Here is an 18469-nt window from a genome sequence, read left to right as displayed (position 1 = left end):
CCCCTAGACCCCTAGACACAGCATTCACAAGGATCTTTCTGCACTATGGTCACGCTTCGCCGCGTTAGCGACATCGATGAGCTCATATCCTCCGCCGCACTCGCCTTCATTGAGACGGTTGCGGCGGTTCAAGCCCCGGGCGGAGGCCTTCACAAAGACGGAGTAGCCCGCGTAGTCCTCACCGGTGGCGGTGCAGGCATTGGTGTCTTGCGCGAATTGGCTCGCCTTGACCACGCCGCCCAGCAGCAAGGAACCGACTTCCCTGCCCTCTCGGTGGACTGGACGCGAGTCCATGTCTTCTTCGGCGACGAGCGCAACGTGCCGGTCAGTGATCCTGATTCCAACGAGGGCCAAGCCCGCGAAGCTCTCCTGAGCCAGGTCGGCGTTCCCGAGCGCCATATCCACGGCTATGACTTGGGCGCCGTGTCCATGGAACACGCCGCCCAGGCTTACGAAGGCGAAATTCGTGAATTCGCACCTGAGGGTTTCGATCTGCATCTCCTCGGCATGGGCCACGAAGGCCACATCAATTCCCTCTTCCCGCATTCGGAGGCGGTCTACGAGGACTCGGACTATGCATTCGCCGTCCACGATTCCCCGAAGCCGCCTTCGGAGCGTGTCACGCTAACCTATCCTGCGATCAACCGCTCTCAGCGCATTTGGTTCCTTGTCTCCGGAGAAGAAAAAGCCGAAGCGGTATCACACCTCGTTGCTGGCGCTGCCGCAGAAGACTGGCCGGCCGCTGGCGCCCAGGGAACGGAAGAGACCCTGCTTTTCGTGAGCGAAGACGCCGCGCAGAAGCCCTAACAACGCCTGCGCGCAACTCGAGAAAACCTATAACGCCGCGTGTCCCCTCGACGTGAGGAGGCACGCGGCGTTAATCGTGTGCGGAGCCGGAGGCTCGTCAGCGGCCTTTAGCTATAAGCCTGCAGCAGGTTCAGGGCTACGATGCAGGCGAGCCAGATGACCACCATGACCACGGTATAGCGGTCGAGGTTCTTTTCCACCACGGTGGAACCAGACAGGTTGGACTGTACGCCGCCGCCAAAGAGGCTGGACAGGCCGCCGCCCTTACCTTTGTGCAGCAGCACGAAGATAGACATCAAGATTGCGGCAATCACGAGGATGATTTCCAGTGCCAAGATCATGAAATAGTTCCTTGTTGTACGCGTTCAAACGGTTAGTGTGGCGCGTGAAGGTGTGCATCACTTTCACGCTGGAAAAGGGGCGCCAGCGAACGGGCGCAATAAACCTTGATGATACACCACGTGGCGGGCCAGAAACCATTCCGACCCGCCACGACAGAGTGGTGCAGATGCGATCAGCTGGAAGAACTAAGCGCCCTGTGCAGCGTTAGCCGCCAACTTGGCAAACTCCTCGCCCTTCAGGGATGCACCGCCGACGAGGCCGCCGTCTACATCAGGCTTGCCCACGATCTCTGCGATGGAGTCGACCTTGACGGAACCACCGTAGAGAATGCGGATGCCTTCGGCCACTTCATCGCCACCCAGCTCGCGAACGAGCTCACGGATAGCGGCGCACACTTCCTGTGCGTCATCAGCGGAGGCAACCTTGCCGGTGCCGATTGCCCACACGGGCTCGTATGCGATGACGGTCTTGGCAAGATCCTCTGCGGAAAGCCCCTGCAGGGAGTTGCGCGTCTGGGTGACCACGTAGTCGACATGGGTGCCAGCTTCGCGCACGTTGAGGGGTTCGCCGACGCACACAATCGGGCTGATTCCGTTGGCCAGCGCCGCTGCAGCCTTTTCCGCAACGAGCTGGTCGGTCTCGCCATGGTACTGACGGCGCTCGGAGTGGCCTACGACTGCCCACGAGCAGCCCAAGGCGGACAGCATCTTGCCGGATACTTCACCGGTGTAGGCGCCAGACTCGTGCTTGGAAATATCCTGTGCGCCATAGGTGAACTGGAGGTCGTCGCCGTCGACAAGCGTTTGCACAGTGCGGATATCAGTGAACGGGACCATGAAGGCCACGTCGACCTTTTCGTAGTAGTCCTTCGGCAGGGAGAAGGCGAACTTCTGCAGGGAGCTGATGGCTTCCTTGTGGTCGAGGTTCATCTTCCAGTTACCAGCAATTAGCGGGGTACGTGCCATGATTAGCCTTTCTAGATCAGACTGTGTTGACGGTGTATATGACTAGGATTCCAGGACCTTAACGCCCGGCAGCTCCTTGCCCTCCAGGAACTCCAAGGAAGCGCCGCCGCCCGTGGAAATGTGGGAGAAGCCTTCTTCGTCGAGGCCGAGCAGGCGGACGGAGGCTGCGGAGTCGCCACCGCCAACGACGGTGAAGGAGCCGTTCTTCGCGGTGGCGTCGATGATGGACTGAGCGACACCTGCGGTGCCCTTGGAGAAGGCCTCCATCTCGAACACGCCCATCGGGCCGTTCCAGAAGACGGTCTTGGAGGAAGCGATGACCTCGTCAAACTTCTTTACAGACTCCGGTCCAATATCGAGGGACATCCAGCCCTCCGGTATTCCGTCGAGTGCAACGACCTTGTTCTCTGCGTCAGCGTTGAACTCGGTTGCAGCAACGAGGTCGACCGGCAGGACGATCTTGTCGCCGAAGCGCTCGAGCAGCTCCTTGCAGTTGTCAATCTGGTCTTCCTGCAGCAGGGAATTCTGAACGTTGTAGCCCTTCGCAGCCAGGAGCGTGTAGCACATGCCGCCGCCGATGATGACCTTGTCGGCCTTGCCAGCAAGAGCTTCGATTACTCCGAGCTTGTCGGAAACCTTGGCGCCGCCGAGTACGACAACGTACGGGTGCTCAGGCTTCTCAGCCACTGCGGCGAGGGTCTCCACTTCCTTCTGAACCAGCTTGCCGGCATAGGCAGGCAGGCGCTTAGCGACGTCATACACAGAAGCCTGTGCGCGGTGGACGACGCCAAAGCCATCAGAAACGAAGGCACCATTATCCGCAGCGAGTGCAACGAGCTCATCGGCAAAGGCCCCACGCTCGGCCTCGTCCTTGGAGGTTTCGCGAGGATCGAAGCGAACATTCTCGAGCAGCAGGACATCGCCATCATTGAGGCCGTTGGCGCGCTCATGGGCATCCTCGCCGCTGACGTCGCCGGCCAGGGCAACGTACTGGCCTAGGGCTTCAGACAGTGCCTCAGCAACCGGTGCCAGGGAGTATTTCGGGTTGACCTCGCCCTTCGGGCGGCCCAAATGCGCGGACAGGATGACCTTGGCTCCGCCTTCGATCAGCGCCTTGATAGTCGGCAACGAGGCGGTGATACGGCCAGAGTCGGTGATGTTTCCCTCGTCATCGAGCGGAACGTTGAAGTCCGAACGAACGAGGATGTGACGGCCGGAAACGCCTTCTGCGAGCAAGTCGTCCACAGTCTTGAAAGCCATAGTGTTCTCCTTAAAGGTAGGTATTCAAGCTAAAGGTTAATGCTATTCAATTAGAAAGTGTGGTGAACGCCTAGCACGGCGGGTTCGGGGCGCCGTGTGTGTTCCGGATAGACGAAGAACGGCCCAGCGCACGCCACGTAATCATGAGGCGTGGCGCATGGGCCGGTTTTCTAACCTGTGGTGCTACCGCAGGCAATCACAGCTTGGTTCACTGTGCTCATTCTAAGAATCGAATCCTTAGAGCTTGGAGGCAACCAAGGAGGTGGTGCGGACGAGCTGGTTGGTGTAGCCCCACTCGTTGTCGTACCAGCCCAGTACCTTGACCAGGTTACCGTTGGATACCTTGGTCATGCCGGCATCGAAGATGCAGCCGTGCGGGTCGGTGATGATGTCGGTGGAGACAATCGGGTCCTCGGTGTAGCCCAGGGTCTCACCGAATTCGCCGGTAGCAGCTTCCTTGATGGCAGCGTTGATCTCCTCGGCGGTAACCTCGCGGGAAGCCTCGAAGGTCAGGTCGGTGGCGGAACCGGTGATGGTCGGAACGCGCATTGCGTAGCCGTCCAGCTTGCCCTCGAGCTCCGGCAGAACCAGAGCGACAGCCTTAGCAGCACCGGTGGAGGTCGGAACCATGTTCACGGCGGCGGCGCGGGCGCGGCGCAGGTCGCGGTGCGGAGCATCCTGCAGGCGCTGGTCACCGGTGTAGGAGTGAACGGTGGTCATGAGGCCCTTCTCAATACCGAACTTGTCGTTGAGGACCTTTGCCATCGGAGCCAGGCAGTTGGTGGTGCAGGAAGCAGCGGAGATGACATTGTGCTTCTCAGCATCGTACTTGTCGGAGTTGACGCCGTAGACGAAGGTGCCGTCAACGTTCTTGCCCGGTGCGGAGATGATGACCTTCTTGGCACCGGCCTCGATGTGAGCCTTGGCAGCCTCACCGTCGGTGAAGAAGCCGGTGGACTCGATGACGATGTCAACGTTGTGCTCAGACCACTTCAGGTTCTTCGGGTCACGCTCTGCGGAGACAGCGATGCGGTGACCGTTGACGGTGATGGACTCCTCGTCGTGCTCGATGGTGCCGTCGAAGCGGCCCAGCACGGAGTCGTACTTAAGCAGGTTGGCAAGGGTGCCGTTGTCAGTCAGGTCATTGACGGCTACGACCTCGAGGTCGGTGTTGCCCTGTGCAACTGCACGGAAGAAGTTACGGCCAATACGGCCAAATCCGTTGATACCTACGCGAATGGTCACTGTAATGTCTCCTCAAATAATCGAGTGAAGTTCTGTTGTGGGGCTTCCGAGACTCTGTCTTTAACGGCAGTGCGGTAAACCGCTTCCACGGCACCGTTGCTCTGCCACTTCCGTGACGTGCTCGGTGGTTTTCCCAACACGGCCGATAGTACCGACCCATTGTGCTTCCCGCAGTGAGCATGTGAGCTCCTGTTGCAAGCTCTCACATGACGGCACAAAGAGGCGTACACTGTTAAGGCTTCTATCGGGGATGGTGGGGGACCAAAGTTCAGACACCTGCGGTAATGCCCGATTATGTGGGATTGTGTGGGGTGCCGGAATTGTAGGGTGGGATATCTCACTTAACCGGAAAAGAGCGGGTTAACCCAAAAACAGTACTGGCATTCAAACCATAAAAAATGCCCCAGACGAGCCTTTCAGTGCCCGAACGGGCACCCACGACTCTGTCTGGGGCAAGGATTGGAAACTAAGACGTTTGGATTCTAGGACTCCTCAAAGAGATCCTCAGTCACCGCTTTCGTCGTATCCGGTACACCAAGTTCCTTGGCACGCTTATCTGCCATGGACAATAGGCGGCGAATACGCCCAGCCACCGCGTCCTTGGTCATCGGCGGATCTGCCAATCGCCCGAGTTCTTCCAAGGAGGCTTCGCGGTGCTGCACACGTAGACGGCCAGCATCAGCCAAGTGCTCCGGCACGTCATCACCCAAGATCACCATGGCACGCTCGACGCGGGCCGCAGCGGTTACTGCCGCTCGCGCGGAACGGCGCAAGTTGGCATCGTCAAAGTTGTCGAGGCGGCGAGAGGTGTCGTGAGCCTCACGCTGGATGCGCTTCTTTTCCCACGTCAGGCGAGTCTCCTGAGCGCCCATACGGGTCAGCAACGCGCCAATGGCGTCGCCATCGCGCACCACGACGCGGTCGGCGCCGCGTGTTTCCTTGGTCTTCGCCACCACGCCCAAACGGCGCGCGCAGCCCACGAGGGCGAGAGCCGCCTCCTGGCACGGACACGTCACCTCGAGCGCTGAAGAGCGGCCCGGCTCTGTCAATGATCCTTGAGCCAAGAAGGCTCCACGCCACGCCGCTTCATTATCAGCAACAGAACCTGAAATGACCTGCGGTGGCAGGCCCACCACGGGGTGTCCGGAACGAGTTACCAAACCCAGCCGCCTCGTAAGCTCCTTGGCCCCGGAGGTGATTCGCACTTGCACTCTACTCTTCTTAGAGGATGCAGCGGGACCCGCCACATGGGTGCTCGCCGCGATTGAGTACAGCTCATCGAGCGCAGTGACCAAACGATTGGCCACGCTCTGGGATTCCAATTCGACCTCGTACATCACTCGATCCCCGGTGATGTGGAGGTCACCGGCAAACCTGAGAATTGCGGCAACCTCCGCCGCACGAGCGGACTGGCGCGGTACGGACACCGCCGTAAGCTCTTCCTTGACCTGCTCGGTCAACGACGCAGACACCTCGTGCCTCCCCTTTCAACTCTTGACACAGTGCACCGCGAACGTCGGCAGTAGCGCAGTACGACGCAACCTGACCTCACTCTGGAAGACACGCAACGCGTCGCGCCGCGCTTGTGCGCTATGACGTATGCGCTATGACGTAGCAGTGAACAATGAATGCCCCATAGTCTATCGTGCGCCTAGCCCCGATGAGTGCCCGGGGCACCCGCCGTCGCCCCACGTTCGGCAGCGTACTCGGAATAAAGCTCGGTGAGGACTTGCGCTAGCTTGTCTGGACAGTGTTTGTTCAGCGAGTTCCCGTCAGCGTCCGTCTGACAGACATCCCGAAATACTGCGCTGGCGCCGAGCACACTAGCAGCGCGCTGCACAAAGACTCGCTCCGATTCATTGGGGAGACCGGAGCCGTCGACGATGACTTTGTCGACCCGCAGGTTTGGCGCATGCTGCGCTAGCACGTGCAGGTGGCGCTCCGCAGAAAACCCCTGGGTCTCCCCTGGTTCGGCGGAAAGATTGAGCACCACCACGCGAAGGGCATCCGACGACGTTATAGCGTTGACGATGTCCGGAACGAGAACGTGCGGGAGCACGGAGCTAAACCACGAGCCGGGGCCCAAGGTGATCAAATCCGCGTCGTGCAGCGCAGCGATCGTTTCCGGGTTAGCTTCCGGCTTCTCCGGGATGATGCGCACGCGGCGCACCTGCCCCACAGTTGAGGCAACGGCCACCTGGCCGCGCACGGAGCGCATGATACGGGGGTCGTCGTCAAGCCCGGAAACATCCGCCTCAATCTCGAGCGGTAGATTTACGGCCGGCAGCACCCGTCCGGCCGACTCCGTCAAACGCGCAACGGCATCGAGCGCCGCCTGGAAGTCCCCTAACACCTCGTTGAGTCCGGCGATAAGGAGATTGCCCACAGCGTGCCCGGCCATGGCACCAGTGCTCTGGAATCGATGCTGCAAAGTAGAAGCCCACAGCTGCCCTTCGTCCGAATCGCTCGACAGAGCTGCAAGGGCCATGCGCAAATCACCAGGCGGGATTATATCCATCTCACGGCGTAAGCGGCCGGAGGAACCGCCATCATCGGCCACGGTGACGATGGCGGAGATTGTCTCCGCGCCCGTACGGCGTGCGGCCAGCAGAGTTTGATACAGCCCATGGCCGCCGCCCAGGCTAGCCATGTGGATAGGGAGAGTCGTCACGGGAACACTAGCTTTCAACTATTCAGGTAGGGAATGAATATGTATCTTATCGCACCTAATCGCGAGAAATATCTCGGTGCAACGTGCTCACATCGAGGTCACCGCGTTCCCTGAGGCGGCGGGCAATTTCTTCCGTAACTGCCACGGAGCGATGGTGCCCACCGGTACAACCGATGCCCACGGTGATGAAGTTCTTCCCCTCATGGCGGTAGCCGGTGAGCATCGAGTCAAACATGGTGATGAACCGCTCGATAAAGGGCTCAGCCGCCTCTTGAGACAAGACATAATCTGCAACCGGCTCGTCGGTGCCACGGTACCCCCGCAGCTCAGGTACCCAATAGGGATTGGGAAGAAAGCGAACATCAACGACAAGGTCCGCATCACGCGGTGAGCCATGCTTGAAGCCGAAGGACTCAAGCGTGACGTGTTGCTTCTCATGACCCATTTCGCCGAAGGATGCTTCGATAGCGCGCCGCAGATCATGGACGGACAGGTTGGTCGTATCGATGATGATGTCCGCGCGCTCGCGAATTGATTGCACCGCTGCGCGCTCTCGTTGGATGCCTGCTTTGAGGGTTTCGCCCTCCTGCATCGGGTGGGTACGCCGCACCGAATCGAAGCGACGGATGAGCACATCATCGCGCGCATCGAGGAAGAGCAGGGTGGGCTTCATATCCAGCTTTTCGAGTTCCTCCAAGGTTTCCGCTAAAGAACCCGGAAACATTCGGGAACGCACATCGGTCACCGCGGCAATCTTTGTCACCGGGGAATCGGGCCGAGCGCACAGCCTCAGTAGGTCGACGATAGACTTCGGCGGAATGTTGTGGGCTACGTAATAGCCCTTATCCTCCAGCACTTTAGCCGCCGACGTCAGGCCACCGCCTGACATGCCCGTGATCAAAATGGGTGGGGAGTCTAACAGCGTCATGACTTCCATTCTTACCATCTGATCACGAGGCAAGGAGGGAATCCTGCTTAGGAATCCTGGAGATGATCAAATACCGTCTGCGCCAGCTTCGGGCCAAACCCCTTCACCGCAGCAATCTCCTCCACGCTGGCCTCTTTGAGCTTCTTCACTGAGCCGAAGTGCTTCACCAGATCGGTGCGCCGCTGCGGCCCCAATCCCGGTACCGCATCGAGTACGGACGAGCGCATCCGCTTCGACCGCTGCTGTCGGTGATACGTAATAGCTACGCGGTGCGCCTCATCGCGGAGGTGCTGTAGAAGAAATAGCGCCTGCGAATTACGTGGCAGGATCACCGGCTCATCATCGCCTGGGACCCACACTTCTTCCAGGCGCTTAGCCAGGCCGATGAGTGTCACATCGACGATGCCAAGCTCGTCGAACACCGCCTGCGCCGCCGCCACCTGCGGTGCGCCACCGTCGACGATGAACAGTTGCGGCGGATAGGAGCTGCGTTTGGTCTGGCTCGCGGCCTCCTCGCGGACCATTTCTTCAGCGAAGGTGGTGTTCTCCAGCTCCTCGTCCGGAACCGCTCGTTTGTCCTCGTGGTGGTGCTTGAAGCGGCGCCGAGTCACCTCAGCGATAGACCCAACGTCGTTGGAACGGCCATCGCCCGCGGCCTCCTTGATGCGGTAGCGGCGGTAGTCAGACTTGCGCGGCAGCCCATCCTCGAAGACCACCAGGGAGGCCACGACATCGGTGCCCTGAATGTGCGAGATATCCGTGCATTCGATGCGCAGCGGCGCGGAATCCATGTCCAACGCTTCCTGCAGCTCCTGCAGGGCTGCGGACCGGGCGGTAAGGTCTCCGACTCGCTTGAGTTTGTGCTGCCGCAGCTGTTCTTTCGCATTGCGCTCGACGGTCTCCATCAAGGCGCGCTTGTCACCGCGTTGCGGAACCCGCAAGTCAATCTGGGCGCCCCGCAGGTCCTCCAGAACTATCTTCACCTCGTCGGCTTCGTCCGGCAGTGTTTGGACCAGGATCTCACGCGGGATGGCGTTTCCCCGATGAACCGCGGTATGGGATTCCTGGTCGACTCCCCTGCGCTCCAGCTTGGCGTCTTCCGCGGCCTCCTGGCGCTGACGCTCCACGGCATCCGAATAGAACTGGATTAAGAAATTCTGGATGAGCGCCGGAAGCCCCGGATCAGGCTGGCCTTCCTCGATTGGCTCCGTGATGGCCTGGTCACCGGAGCGTTCCACCACCCAGCCCCGTTGGCCGCGGATGCGTCCCGCGCGCACGTGGAAGATCTGAACTGCTGCCTCTAACTCGTCGGAGCTAAACGCGATGAGGTCGGCGTCGGTGCCGTCGGAAAGCACCACAGCTTGTTGTTCCATGAGTTTGTCAATCGCGCCGAGATCGTCGCGCAGGCGGGCAGCCAGCTCAAACTCGAGGTTCTCTGAGGCCTCCTCCATTCGCTGCGTTAGTCGCTTGCGCACAGGACCGGTATTGCCGTTCATGAAGCTCAGCAGTTGGTTCACCGTCTCACGGTGTTCCTCGGCACTCACCCGGCCAATGCAAGGGGCATCGCATTTTCCGATATACCCCAACAAACAAGGCCGCCCCAAGCGCTCATGGCGGTTGAATACCCCTTTGGCGCACGTGCGCATAGGGAAAATTCGCGTCAGCAGGTCGAGGGATTCACGCACCGCCCAGGCGTGGGAATAGGGACCAAAGTAGCGCACGCCTTTACGGCGTGGTCCGCGGTAGAAAAACGCTCGCGGGATGGTCTCCCCCACAGATACCGCGAGCATCGGATACGTTTTGTCATCGCGGTACATGACGTTGAAGCGTGGATCGAAGCGCTTAATCCACGTGTACTCCAACTGCAGCGCTTCTACCTCGCTGGCCACCACGGTCCATTCCACCGATGCGGCGGTGAGGACCATCTGGCGGGTCCGCGGGTGCAATTGCGTGATGTCTTGAAAATAATTCGATAGGCGCGCCCGCAAATTCTTTGCCTTGCCCACATAGATGACGCGGCGATTGTCATCGCGGAACTTATAAACGCCCGGATCCGTGGGGATGCTTCCGGGCGCAGGGCGGTACTCAGAGGGATCAGCCACTAGTCATCCTGCGGCATGTAGCGTGCTTCCAAGTCACGGAAAGAGCGGACCTTGGTGACAATGTCCTGCCTATCGCCCGATTGCAGGGCCCACACCGGAACATATTCAAAGTCAGGAAGTTCGATGCGTGCCATGCGCGAGCCTTCGGGAAAGGACAGGCCATAGATGACCTGCCACGGGTAGAAGCGGGTTCCCACAATGTTGCGGATCTCTACGCCATCGGAGTTCGCGCGCAGCCGCGGACGCGTCAGTGCCAACCAAGACAGGATGGAGATAATCACGCCGACGCCGGGGAAGGCAAACTTATCAATCGTCGTCACAGTCGCGCCGGTAAAGGACAAGCCAACCGTGAAGCCCATAAACAGGTGCGCTGCCATCACAAGGATGATCCAGATGATTGCCACCTTGCGCAGATAGGGCGAGGTGGCCTCATACTCCCAGGGCTTGGATGAAGTCTGGGCGAAGGGATCGGCGCTGGTATAAGCCCGCACCTGCTCATCGCTCACGCTCGAGGAACCCCCAGACGCAGCGGGCGCGCCCGGCTGCGAGGATTGGGAGGCCTTGCCAGCGCGGGCTGACCGCGCGCGCTCTTCGTGCGCCGAAGGCACCTGTGGATCCGTCATCGAGTTTCCTTCTCCTCATCACTCCGCTAAGACAGGCCACGGGCCTGCGCGATATGCAGATCGCCGTGGTTGCGCTTGGCAGCCTACTTTAGGGTCGACTCGTTCAGTGTACGCAACGTATGCACGGTTTCTAAAGCTGCATGCATAGCCTCCGCGCCTTTATCTTCTGAAGAGTTCTCAAATCCGGCGCGATCGACGGCTTGCTCATAGTCGTTCACCGTCAGGACACCATTTCCCACGGGCGTCGACTCATCGAGAGCAATACGCGTCAGCCCCTGCGTGACCGAATCACACACGTAGTCAAAGTGCGGAGTGCCGCCCCGGACGACACAGCCCAGCGCCACCACGGCATCGTGGGTGCGCGCCGCGGCCTGGACCACGACGGGCAGCTCGAGGGCGCCGACGACGCGCAATGGAGTGACCTCAGCACCAGCGGCTTCGGCGGTCTCAAGCGCGCGGCGGTGCAGCTGATCGCAGATCTCGGCGTTCCACGTGGCGGTAACTACGGCGACGCGGAGTCCTTCTCCCGAGACATTGTTCGGGGTTGGCAGGCCTTCCTTGCTCACGGTGTGCTCCTTTGTTTTGTTCCAGTGTTTGGTCTTAATGCTCTAGGAGTGTTTGAGATCCCATTCGGCCACCTGTGGCAGGTCATGGCCCATCCTGTCGCGCTTCGTGCGCAGATAGCTAATGTTTTCCGCCGTGGCGGGTGTAGCCAGGCCGGTGCGGGCGGTGGCGTCAATGCCGAAGCCCTGTAGCCCTTCACCCTTGTGTGGGTTGTTGGTCAAGAGGTTGACGGATTTCACGCCCACATCGCGCAGGATTTGTCCGGCAACGGAGTACTCGCGGGCGTCTTCAGGCAGCCCCTGTTCCACGTTGGCGTCGACGGTGTCCATCCCGTCATCTTGCAAGCGATAGGCCTTGAGCTTGTTTACCAAGCCAATGCCACGCCCTTCCTGTCCGCGCAGGTAGATGACAATGCCACGCCCGGCCGCCTGGACCGCGCGGAGGGATTCCTGCAGCTGCGGGCCGCAGTCACAGCGCTCAGATGCGAAGACATCACCGGTCAGGCACTCAGAGTGCACGCGGACAGGTACGTCTTCCGCACCGGAATAGCTCTCCACGTCACCGACGAAAAGGGCAATGTGCTCGCGCTTGTCGACGCCATTCACATACCCAACTGCGCGAAACTCGCCGTACTCGGTGGGCAGGCGGGTTTCTACCTCGCGGTGAACCTGTTGCTCATTGTGGCGGCGCCACTTGATGAGCTGCTCGATGGAGATCATCGTGAGCCCGTGGACGTCGGCGAAGCGGCGCAGCTCCGGCGAGCGAGCCATATCCGTGGGGTCTTCTTCGGAAACGATCTCACAGAGCACGCCGGCCGGGCGGAGCCCCGCCAACCGTGCCAGATCGATCGCAGCTTCCGTGTGGCCATCACGCTCGAGCACACCATTCGGGCGGGCAGCCAGCGGGACGACATGGCCCGGGCGCGTAAACTGCGACGGCTCGGAGGAGGGATCAGCCAGCTTGCGGATGGTCTCACAGCGCGAGGTAGCGGAGATGCCAGTGGAGCCATTAGCAAGGTCCACGGTGACGGTGTAGGCGGTCTGGCGCACGTCTTGATTGACCGCCATCATCGGTGGCAAGTTCAGGCGCTTGCAGTCCTCTGGGAGCAAAGGTGCACAAATATATCCGGAGCTATAACGCACCATGAAAGCCACGAGTTCCGGGGTGGCGAGCTCGGCGGCGAAGATGAGATCACCTTCGTTTTCCCGATCTTCATTGTCCACGACGACGACGGCCTTGCCGGCCGCGATGTCGGCGATGGCTTGCTCGACGCTATCTAAACTAAATGCTGAATCTGCAGCGCTCATAAGGACTAACTCTATCCCTCTGTGCCCGCGGCGTGGGCGTTAGGGTGAACCATTTTCTCTACATACTTTGCAACCACGTCTACCTCGAGGTTTACGCGGGCGCCGGGCGCCATTGCACCAAACACGGTATCGCGCAATGTGGTGGGAATGAGAGAGACCTCAAAAAAGCCATCCGCGCCAGGTTTATCTTCATCCGCCGATACCGCGGACACCGTCAGGGACGTTCCTTGGACGGCGATGGATCCCTTCTCCACGACGTATCGGGCGAGCTCCCGCGGCAGGCTAAAACGCAACACCTCCCAGTGCTCCGAGGGGGTGCGGGAAAGCAGCGTGCCGGTGCCGTCGACATGGCCCTGCACGATGTGGCCGCCCAAACGAGTCGTTGGGAGCACCGCCCGCTCGAGGTTAACCGCCGAACCCACTTCGAGTTCTCCCAATGAACTACGGTTCAAGGATTCCTTCATAACGTCTGCGATAAAGGTTCCTTCTCCCAGCTCGGCTACGGTCAGGCAGACGCCGTTGACAGCGATGGAATCACCCAACTGCGCATCACTCAGCACGGTAGATGCCGCGATGCCCAAACGGACTGCATCGCCCTGCGGTTCCACGCTATCGACGTGCCCGATTTCTTCTACGAGTCCGGTAAACATAGTCCGTACTCCCCTTTCCTACTTCTCATTCTTCCGGTATTCCACGAGCAGGTCGGCGCCAAGCTCGGTAACCGCCGCGCGCTGCCACCTCGGAGCCAGCGCCAAGTTCGAGGCTATAGCCCGAGTGAGAACTCCCCTGCCCTGGCCAAGGATGACGTTGCCGATGTATGCCTGAATGCAATCCACGCTGCCCAATTCCATAAAGCTCGTCGCGAGTCCCGCACCGCCTTCGACGAGAATGTCGCGCGCGCCGCTGGCGTACAGCTCGGCTAGCGCCTCCTGCGGGGTGGAATAGTGCTCGAAACCTAGCTTTGCCAGATTACTGCTTCCGCCTCGGTCCACGTCCCGGGAGCCGATGACGACGCGCCGCGGCTGCGTTTCACGCAAGGAGCCGTCCCGGTAACGTGCCGTCAACGACGGGTTATCAGCCAGCGCGGTGCCCGTGCCGATGAGGATGGCATCCCTTTTTGACCGGTCGCGGTGCACATGCTCGCGAGCCTGCTCCCCGGTAATCCATTGGCTGCTGCCATCCACTGTGGCGGTAAACCCGTCGAGGCTTTGGGCAAACTTAAGCGTCACGTGCGGCCGGCCCAAGCGCACCGCACCCAACCACCCGGCGAGTGCATCGCTCACGCCGTCCGGCGCCTCAATCTGCCCCACGGCAATGCCGGCGCCGCGCAATGTGGCCGCGCCGCCGCCGGCCTCCGGGGTGGGGTCTGGGTGAAGGAAGTAAACGGCGGCCACAGAGGCATCGATAAGCGCCTGCGCACAGGGCCCAGTACGTCCGGTGTGGTTACAGGGTTCCAAGGTCACGACCGCCGTGCCGCCCCGCGCCTTGTCGCCCGCTTCGCGTAACGCCATGACTTCGGCATGCGGACCGCCCGGGGGCTGGGTTGCGCCGACACCGGCGACGCGGCCGGCGGCATCAAGTATGACTGCTCCTACAGGCGGGTTTGGGCTCGTCGTGCCGCGCACCTTATCGCCGGCCTCCATGGCCACACGCAGCGCCCGCGTGAGAACCGCTGAGTTTAGGTGTGGGATCACAGCGTGGCCAAGCTACGCAGCTCGTCGACGGCCGCTGCCTTGTCTGCTTGTTTGTAAATGGCGGAACCTGCGACGAAAGCATCGCAGCCCGCCTCGGCGGCGGAGCGAATCGTTTCAGCGGAAATGCCACCGTCAATCTCGATGAGGACGTCCAGACCACGCTCGTCGATGGCCGCGCGCAAGGCGCGCACCTTGTCCAGCTGATCCGGCATAAAGCTCTGACCACCAAAGCCCGGCTCAACTGACATAACGAGCACTTCGTCGAAGTGCTCGAGGGCGTCCAGCCAAGGGTCGATCGGCGTGCCCGGCTTAATGGAAAAGCCCGCGCGCACACCTAAATCCCGGATTGTACGCGCCAGGGCGATGGCCGCGTCCTTGTCGGCGACGGCCTCGACGTGGAAGATGATGCAATCGGCGCCGGCCTTGGCGTAGGTTTCTACCCACTTCTCGGGTTCCTCGATCATGAGGTGAACGTCCAGCGTTTGCGGTGTAATCCCGTCCACCGTCGCAGTGATATCCGGGCCAAAGGACAGGTTCGGGACGAAGTGTCCATCCATAATGTCAACGTGGATCCAATCCGCGTTGGCCACGGCACGAACCTCTTCGCCCAAACGGGTGAAGTCGGCGGCCAAGATGGACGGGGAAATAATGGGACCAGACGAGAGTGCAGACATGACCTTCAGCCTAGTCCCTCTCGCAGCCTCAGTCCGCTACTCGGCGCAAGACCGCGAAAAACATCGCATCGGTGCCATGGCGGTGCGGCCACATCTGCGCGGACAGCTCGGCGCCAAGGTCCCCCATCTCCGGCAGCACGTCGCGCGTATTTAGTTCTTCGATGTGAATCGCTGCTCCCTCTGCGTGCCGCTGCACGGCGGCATCCACGATGCCCCTGGTCTCACGCAGATCCGGCGAGCAAGTCGAGTACACCACGACGCCACCTGGGCGCACCAGCTCCAACGCGGACTCGAGCAGCTCGGTTTGCAGCTGGTTCAGCTCCGCAATATCTGATTCGGCCTTGCGCCAGCGAGCTTCCGGGCGCCGGCGGAGCGCGCCTAGGCCGGAGCAGGGGGCGTCGACCAGCACGCGGTCAAAGCCTGGTTTCAGTCCTGGTGCTCGGCCGTCCGCTTGGTGCACGCGCACAGGCAGGTCCCCCACCGTCTTTTCCACCAAGGTGGCGCGATGCGGGGAGACTTCGACGGCATCAACTGTCGCGCCCTCAATTCGGGCGATCGCCCCCATGAGGGCGGCCTTGCCACCAGGTCCGGCGCACAGATCCAGCCAGCGTCCGGTGTCTTCACCACTGAGCTCGGCTTCCGTTACCGCGCGGGCAATGAGCTGCGAACCTTCGTCTTGGACTGCCGCCAGCCGTTGGCGAACCGGCTCTAGCGAACCAGGATCCCCGTGCTCAAGGTAGACCGCATAGGGAGAATAGCGGCCTTCCTCGCAACCGGTGATCAGGGCGAGTTCTTCGGCGGAGATCTCACCGGGGCGCGCTACCAAGTGCACAACGGGGCGTTGGGAGTCCGCCTCGAGTGCGAGCTCCAGCTCACGCGACTGGTCGGCGCTGAGCGCACCAGTGCCATCGGGTTCCAACACACCCAAGGCACGGCCGAAGGAGCGGGCAATCCACTCCGGATGGGCATGGCGGAAGGCCAAAGCAGCCACCTGACCTTGGGGAGCAAGCTGATCCAACCACGCTTGCGCCGGCGTACGGGTGATGGTGCGCATGATGCCGTTGGCAAAACCTTTAGCCTTGTCCTGACCAACTGCCTCCACGAGGCGCACGGTAGTATCGACCGCCGCGTGTGCCTCAACGCGGGTATAGAGCACCTGGTAGGTTCCCATTCGCAGGGCGGTGAGCACGTCGGGGGCGATAGCGTCGAGGCCACGAGAGGAGCACTCGGCGATGACGGCATCGAGCACGCCCTCGGTCCGCAGCGTGCCATAGGTTAACTCGGTGGCGAAGGCAGCATCGCGGCCACTGAGGCTATTGGCACGTACGGCTTTCGGCAGCGTGAGGTTGGCAAAGGCATCGTCTGCATCCACGCGTTGCAATACTTCGAAAGCCACCGCGCGTGGACGATCCACCCCGCAGCGCTGCGCGGCAGAAACCACCGAGGTCGACGGCGCTGGGCGCCGTGTATCGTGACGCTGACCGCCGCGACGCTCCCTGTTGCCCTTGGCAGTGCGTTTCGCACCGCCGCGTTGCTGCTTCCCACGCGGCGCGCGGTCTGCAGGATCGCCTGACTTGCTGCGGGATCTAAAACCTCCGCTCATGAGAACTTCACCTCATCCTCGCCGCCTTCTACTGACTGCGAAGACTGGTGCGCAAGCCCGCGGCCCCAGTCGGCGGCATTCATCATCTTCTTGCCTGGCGGTTGAATCTTTCCCAAACGAACCGGGGAGCTGCCAGTACCGACCATCACTTCCTTCTTGGCCACGTGGACTTCACCCGGCTGCAATGCGGAAAGCGCGGAATGTTCATTAAGGTCCTCAAGTTCTGTGGGTGGCACAGGTTCTACTGGACCGAGCTTTAAGCGTGACTGCCCCAGAAGGGTCCAAGCACCCGGCCCTGGGGTATGCGCGCGAATGTGGCGATCAACGGCCTCGGCGGGCGCAGTCCAGTCGATGCGGGCATCGTCGGTAGAGATCTTGTGCGCATAAGAGGCTTCACCTACCTGCGGCTGCGGCGCGATGCTGCCGTCTTCCAACCCATCCATGGTCCGCACGAGGAGGTCGCCACCGGCATAGGCCAGCCGCGTCAATAGGTCATCCGCGGTATCGGTGTCTTGGATGTCCTCGTCGATCGTGGCGAGGATGTCCCCAGTGTCCAGGCCTTGGTCGATGCGGAAGGTCGTAGCACCCGTGCGAGTATCCCCAGCCGCAATGGCTGCTTGCACCGGTGCCGCGCCACGCCACGCCGGGAGCAGGGAGAAGTGAAGGTTCACCCAACCGTGCGTCGGAAGGCTCAGCAAGTCCTCCGTGATCAGGTTTCCGTAGGCAACCACGGGGATAGCCTCGGGAGCAATGTCTGCTAGTCGTGCACGCAGGGCATCACCGTCCTCGGTGCCAGGCTTAAGTGTGGTCGGCGTGAGCACCTCGATACCGTGCTTTTCCGCCAGTGCCTTCACCGGACTTGGATGAACGGTGCGGCCACGGCCCCGGCGGGCATCAGGCCGAGTAATGACGGCGGCCACCTCATGGGGTGAGTCGACGAGCTTCTCCAAAGCCACAACTGCGGGCTCCGGGGTTCCGGCAAAAACAATACGCACTGCTAGAGCATGCCTTTCTCGTGTGAGAGTTTCTAAATCTAATGTTCAAAAATGAATCTGCTGTACTGCTGATTAAGCAGGGCTACGGCTATGTGTTGAACCACTCCGATTGGCGGATGGTTTTCATAGAGTCCTTACGCAGTTCATCGCTCAGACGCTGCAAGAATAAGATCCCATCCAAGTGGTCCGTCTCGTGTTGGATACAACGCGCCATCAGCCCAGAGGCAAGCATGGATATCGGGCGGCCGTGTGGGTCGAATCCGCGCAGAAGTACGGTAGAAAAGCGTTCAGTGGGCTGAGAAATGCCGGGGATGGACAAGCAACCTTCGGTCCCCAACTGCATGTCCTGGCCTACCGCTTCCCATACCGGGTTAATGACGGCACCGCGCAAACCATGCTGATAATGCGAGCAATCGAAGACAAAGATGCGTTTGGTCACACCGATTTGGTTGGCCGCTAAACCTACTCCCCCTGCGGCTTCCATTGTCTCCAGCATGTCCTGAGCCAAGCGTTCCAGTGATGGCCCGAACTCGGTGATTTCCTCAGCTCTGGTGGTGAGGACCGGGTCGCCGTAGAGACGAACCTCTCGCACGGTCATAGTGGTACTCCTCGTGGTTGACGGTGTGGCACGTCGTGCGGGGGTTGTCGGCCTTGGCATTCCTTGCCTGCCCAGGGCCCTCCGCGCTCCT

18 protein-coding genes are annotated in these 18469 nt (G+C 60.9%); 1 reads left to right on the top strand and 17 read right to left on the bottom strand.

The window, feature by feature from the left end:
- The first annotated feature begins 45 nt into the window (after window positions 1–45).
- On the top strand, window positions 46–807 hold the full coding sequence (gene pgl, locus R3O64_RS06265) for a 6-phosphogluconolactonase (RefSeq protein WP_101736373.1): 762 nt from the start codon (window positions 46–48) through the stop codon (window positions 805–807).
- 107 nt (window positions 808–914) lie between these two features.
- Here the strand turns inward: pgl and secG are convergent, their stop codons facing one another.
- The 17 genes from secG to def all read right to left on the bottom strand — a co-directional run bounded on the left by secG (window position 915) and on the right by def (window position 18378).
- Window positions 915–1148, bottom strand: coding sequence for a preprotein translocase subunit SecG (gene secG, locus R3O64_RS06260; protein ID WP_070524288.1), 234 nt, complete (start codon window positions 1146–1148; stop codon window positions 915–917).
- A 186-nt stretch (window positions 1149–1334) separates the two neighbouring features.
- Window positions 1335–2114 (bottom strand): triose-phosphate isomerase, encoded by a 780-nt coding sequence (tpiA, locus tag R3O64_RS06255; protein ID WP_070683017.1) that lies wholly within the window; start codon window positions 2112–2114, stop codon window positions 1335–1337.
- Between the two features lie 42 nt (window positions 2115–2156).
- The gene (locus R3O64_RS06250) at window positions 2157–3374 is read right to left on the bottom strand and encodes a phosphoglycerate kinase (protein WP_070524292.1); all 1218 of its coding nucleotides are present in this window, start codon (window positions 3372–3374) and stop codon (window positions 2157–2159) included.
- 237 nt (window positions 3375–3611) lie between these two features.
- A complete protein-coding gene (gene gap, locus R3O64_RS06245; RefSeq protein ID WP_070524294.1) occupies window positions 3612–4619 on the bottom strand; it encodes a type I glyceraldehyde-3-phosphate dehydrogenase in 1008 nt (335 codons plus the stop codon).
- A 482-nt stretch (window positions 4620–5101) separates the two neighbouring features.
- Window positions 5102–6091, bottom strand: a complete 990-nt coding sequence (whiA, locus tag R3O64_RS06240) for a DNA-binding protein WhiA (protein ID WP_339017515.1) — start codon at window positions 6089–6091, stop codon at window positions 5102–5104.
- A 179-nt stretch (window positions 6092–6270) separates the two neighbouring features.
- Window positions 6271–7269, bottom strand: a complete 999-nt coding sequence (locus R3O64_RS06235; protein ID WP_154762008.1) for a gluconeogenesis factor YvcK family protein — start codon at window positions 7267–7269, stop codon at window positions 6271–6273.
- Between the two features lie 76 nt (window positions 7270–7345).
- On the bottom strand, window positions 7346–8227 hold the full coding sequence (rapZ, locus tag R3O64_RS06230; protein WP_339017514.1) for an RNase adapter RapZ: 882 nt from the start codon (window positions 8225–8227) through the stop codon (window positions 7346–7348).
- 38 nt (window positions 8228–8265) lie between these two features.
- A complete protein-coding gene (gene uvrC / locus R3O64_RS06225) occupies window positions 8266–10320 on the bottom strand; it encodes an excinuclease ABC subunit UvrC (RefSeq protein WP_269948230.1) in 2055 nt (684 codons plus the stop codon).
- A complete protein-coding gene (locus tag R3O64_RS06220) occupies window positions 10320–10943 on the bottom strand; it encodes a PH domain-containing protein (protein ID WP_284848092.1) in 624 nt (207 codons plus the stop codon). The genes uvrC and R3O64_RS06220 overlap by 1 nt, the downstream gene beginning before the upstream one ends.
- An 83-nt stretch (window positions 10944–11026) precedes the next feature.
- Window positions 11027–11509 (bottom strand): 6,7-dimethyl-8-ribityllumazine synthase, encoded by a 483-nt coding sequence (gene ribH / locus R3O64_RS06215; protein WP_070524305.1) that lies wholly within the window; start codon window positions 11507–11509, stop codon window positions 11027–11029.
- 42 nt (window positions 11510–11551) lie between these two features.
- The gene (locus R3O64_RS06210; RefSeq protein ID WP_269948228.1) at window positions 11552–12814 is read right to left on the bottom strand and encodes a bifunctional 3,4-dihydroxy-2-butanone-4-phosphate synthase/GTP cyclohydrolase II; all 1263 of its coding nucleotides are present in this window, start codon (window positions 12812–12814) and stop codon (window positions 11552–11554) included.
- Between the two features lie 11 nt (window positions 12815–12825).
- Window positions 12826–13464, bottom strand: a complete 639-nt coding sequence (locus tag R3O64_RS06205) for a riboflavin synthase (RefSeq protein WP_070565342.1) — start codon at window positions 13462–13464, stop codon at window positions 12826–12828.
- Between the two features lie 18 nt (window positions 13465–13482).
- Window positions 13483–14508, bottom strand: coding sequence for a bifunctional diaminohydroxyphosphoribosylaminopyrimidine deaminase/5-amino-6-(5-phosphoribosylamino)uracil reductase RibD (ribD, locus tag R3O64_RS06200; RefSeq protein ID WP_284848093.1), 1026 nt, complete (start codon window positions 14506–14508; stop codon window positions 13483–13485).
- The gene (gene rpe, locus R3O64_RS06195; RefSeq protein ID WP_070565344.1) at window positions 14505–15182 is read right to left on the bottom strand and encodes a ribulose-phosphate 3-epimerase; all 678 of its coding nucleotides are present in this window, start codon (window positions 15180–15182) and stop codon (window positions 14505–14507) included. Before rpe ends, ribD begins: the two co-directional genes overlap by 4 nt.
- A gap of 28 nt (window positions 15183–15210) precedes the next feature.
- Window positions 15211–16785 carry an RsmB/NOP family class I SAM-dependent RNA methyltransferase gene (locus R3O64_RS06190; RefSeq protein WP_339017513.1) on the bottom strand — a complete coding sequence of 525 codons (1575 nt, stop codon included), beginning with the start codon at window positions 16783–16785 and terminating at the stop codon, window positions 15211–15213.
- A complete protein-coding gene (fmt, locus tag R3O64_RS06185; protein WP_339017512.1) occupies window positions 16782–17780 on the bottom strand; it encodes a methionyl-tRNA formyltransferase in 999 nt (332 codons plus the stop codon). The genes R3O64_RS06190 and fmt overlap by 4 nt, the downstream gene beginning before the upstream one ends.
- Window positions 17781–17868: 88 nt before the next feature.
- A complete protein-coding gene (gene def, locus R3O64_RS06180) occupies window positions 17869–18378 on the bottom strand; it encodes a peptide deformylase (RefSeq protein WP_070564421.1) in 510 nt (169 codons plus the stop codon).
- Window positions 18379–18469 lie beyond the last annotated feature (91 nt).

The sequence above is a fragment of the Corynebacterium hesseae genome (assembly GCF_037850265.1).
Classification (GTDB): Bacteria; Actinomycetota; Actinomycetes; order Mycobacteriales; family Mycobacteriaceae; genus Corynebacterium; species Corynebacterium hesseae.
Note: the sequence above shows the minus strand (reverse complement) of the source record. Positions and strands in the feature narration are given on the sequence as shown.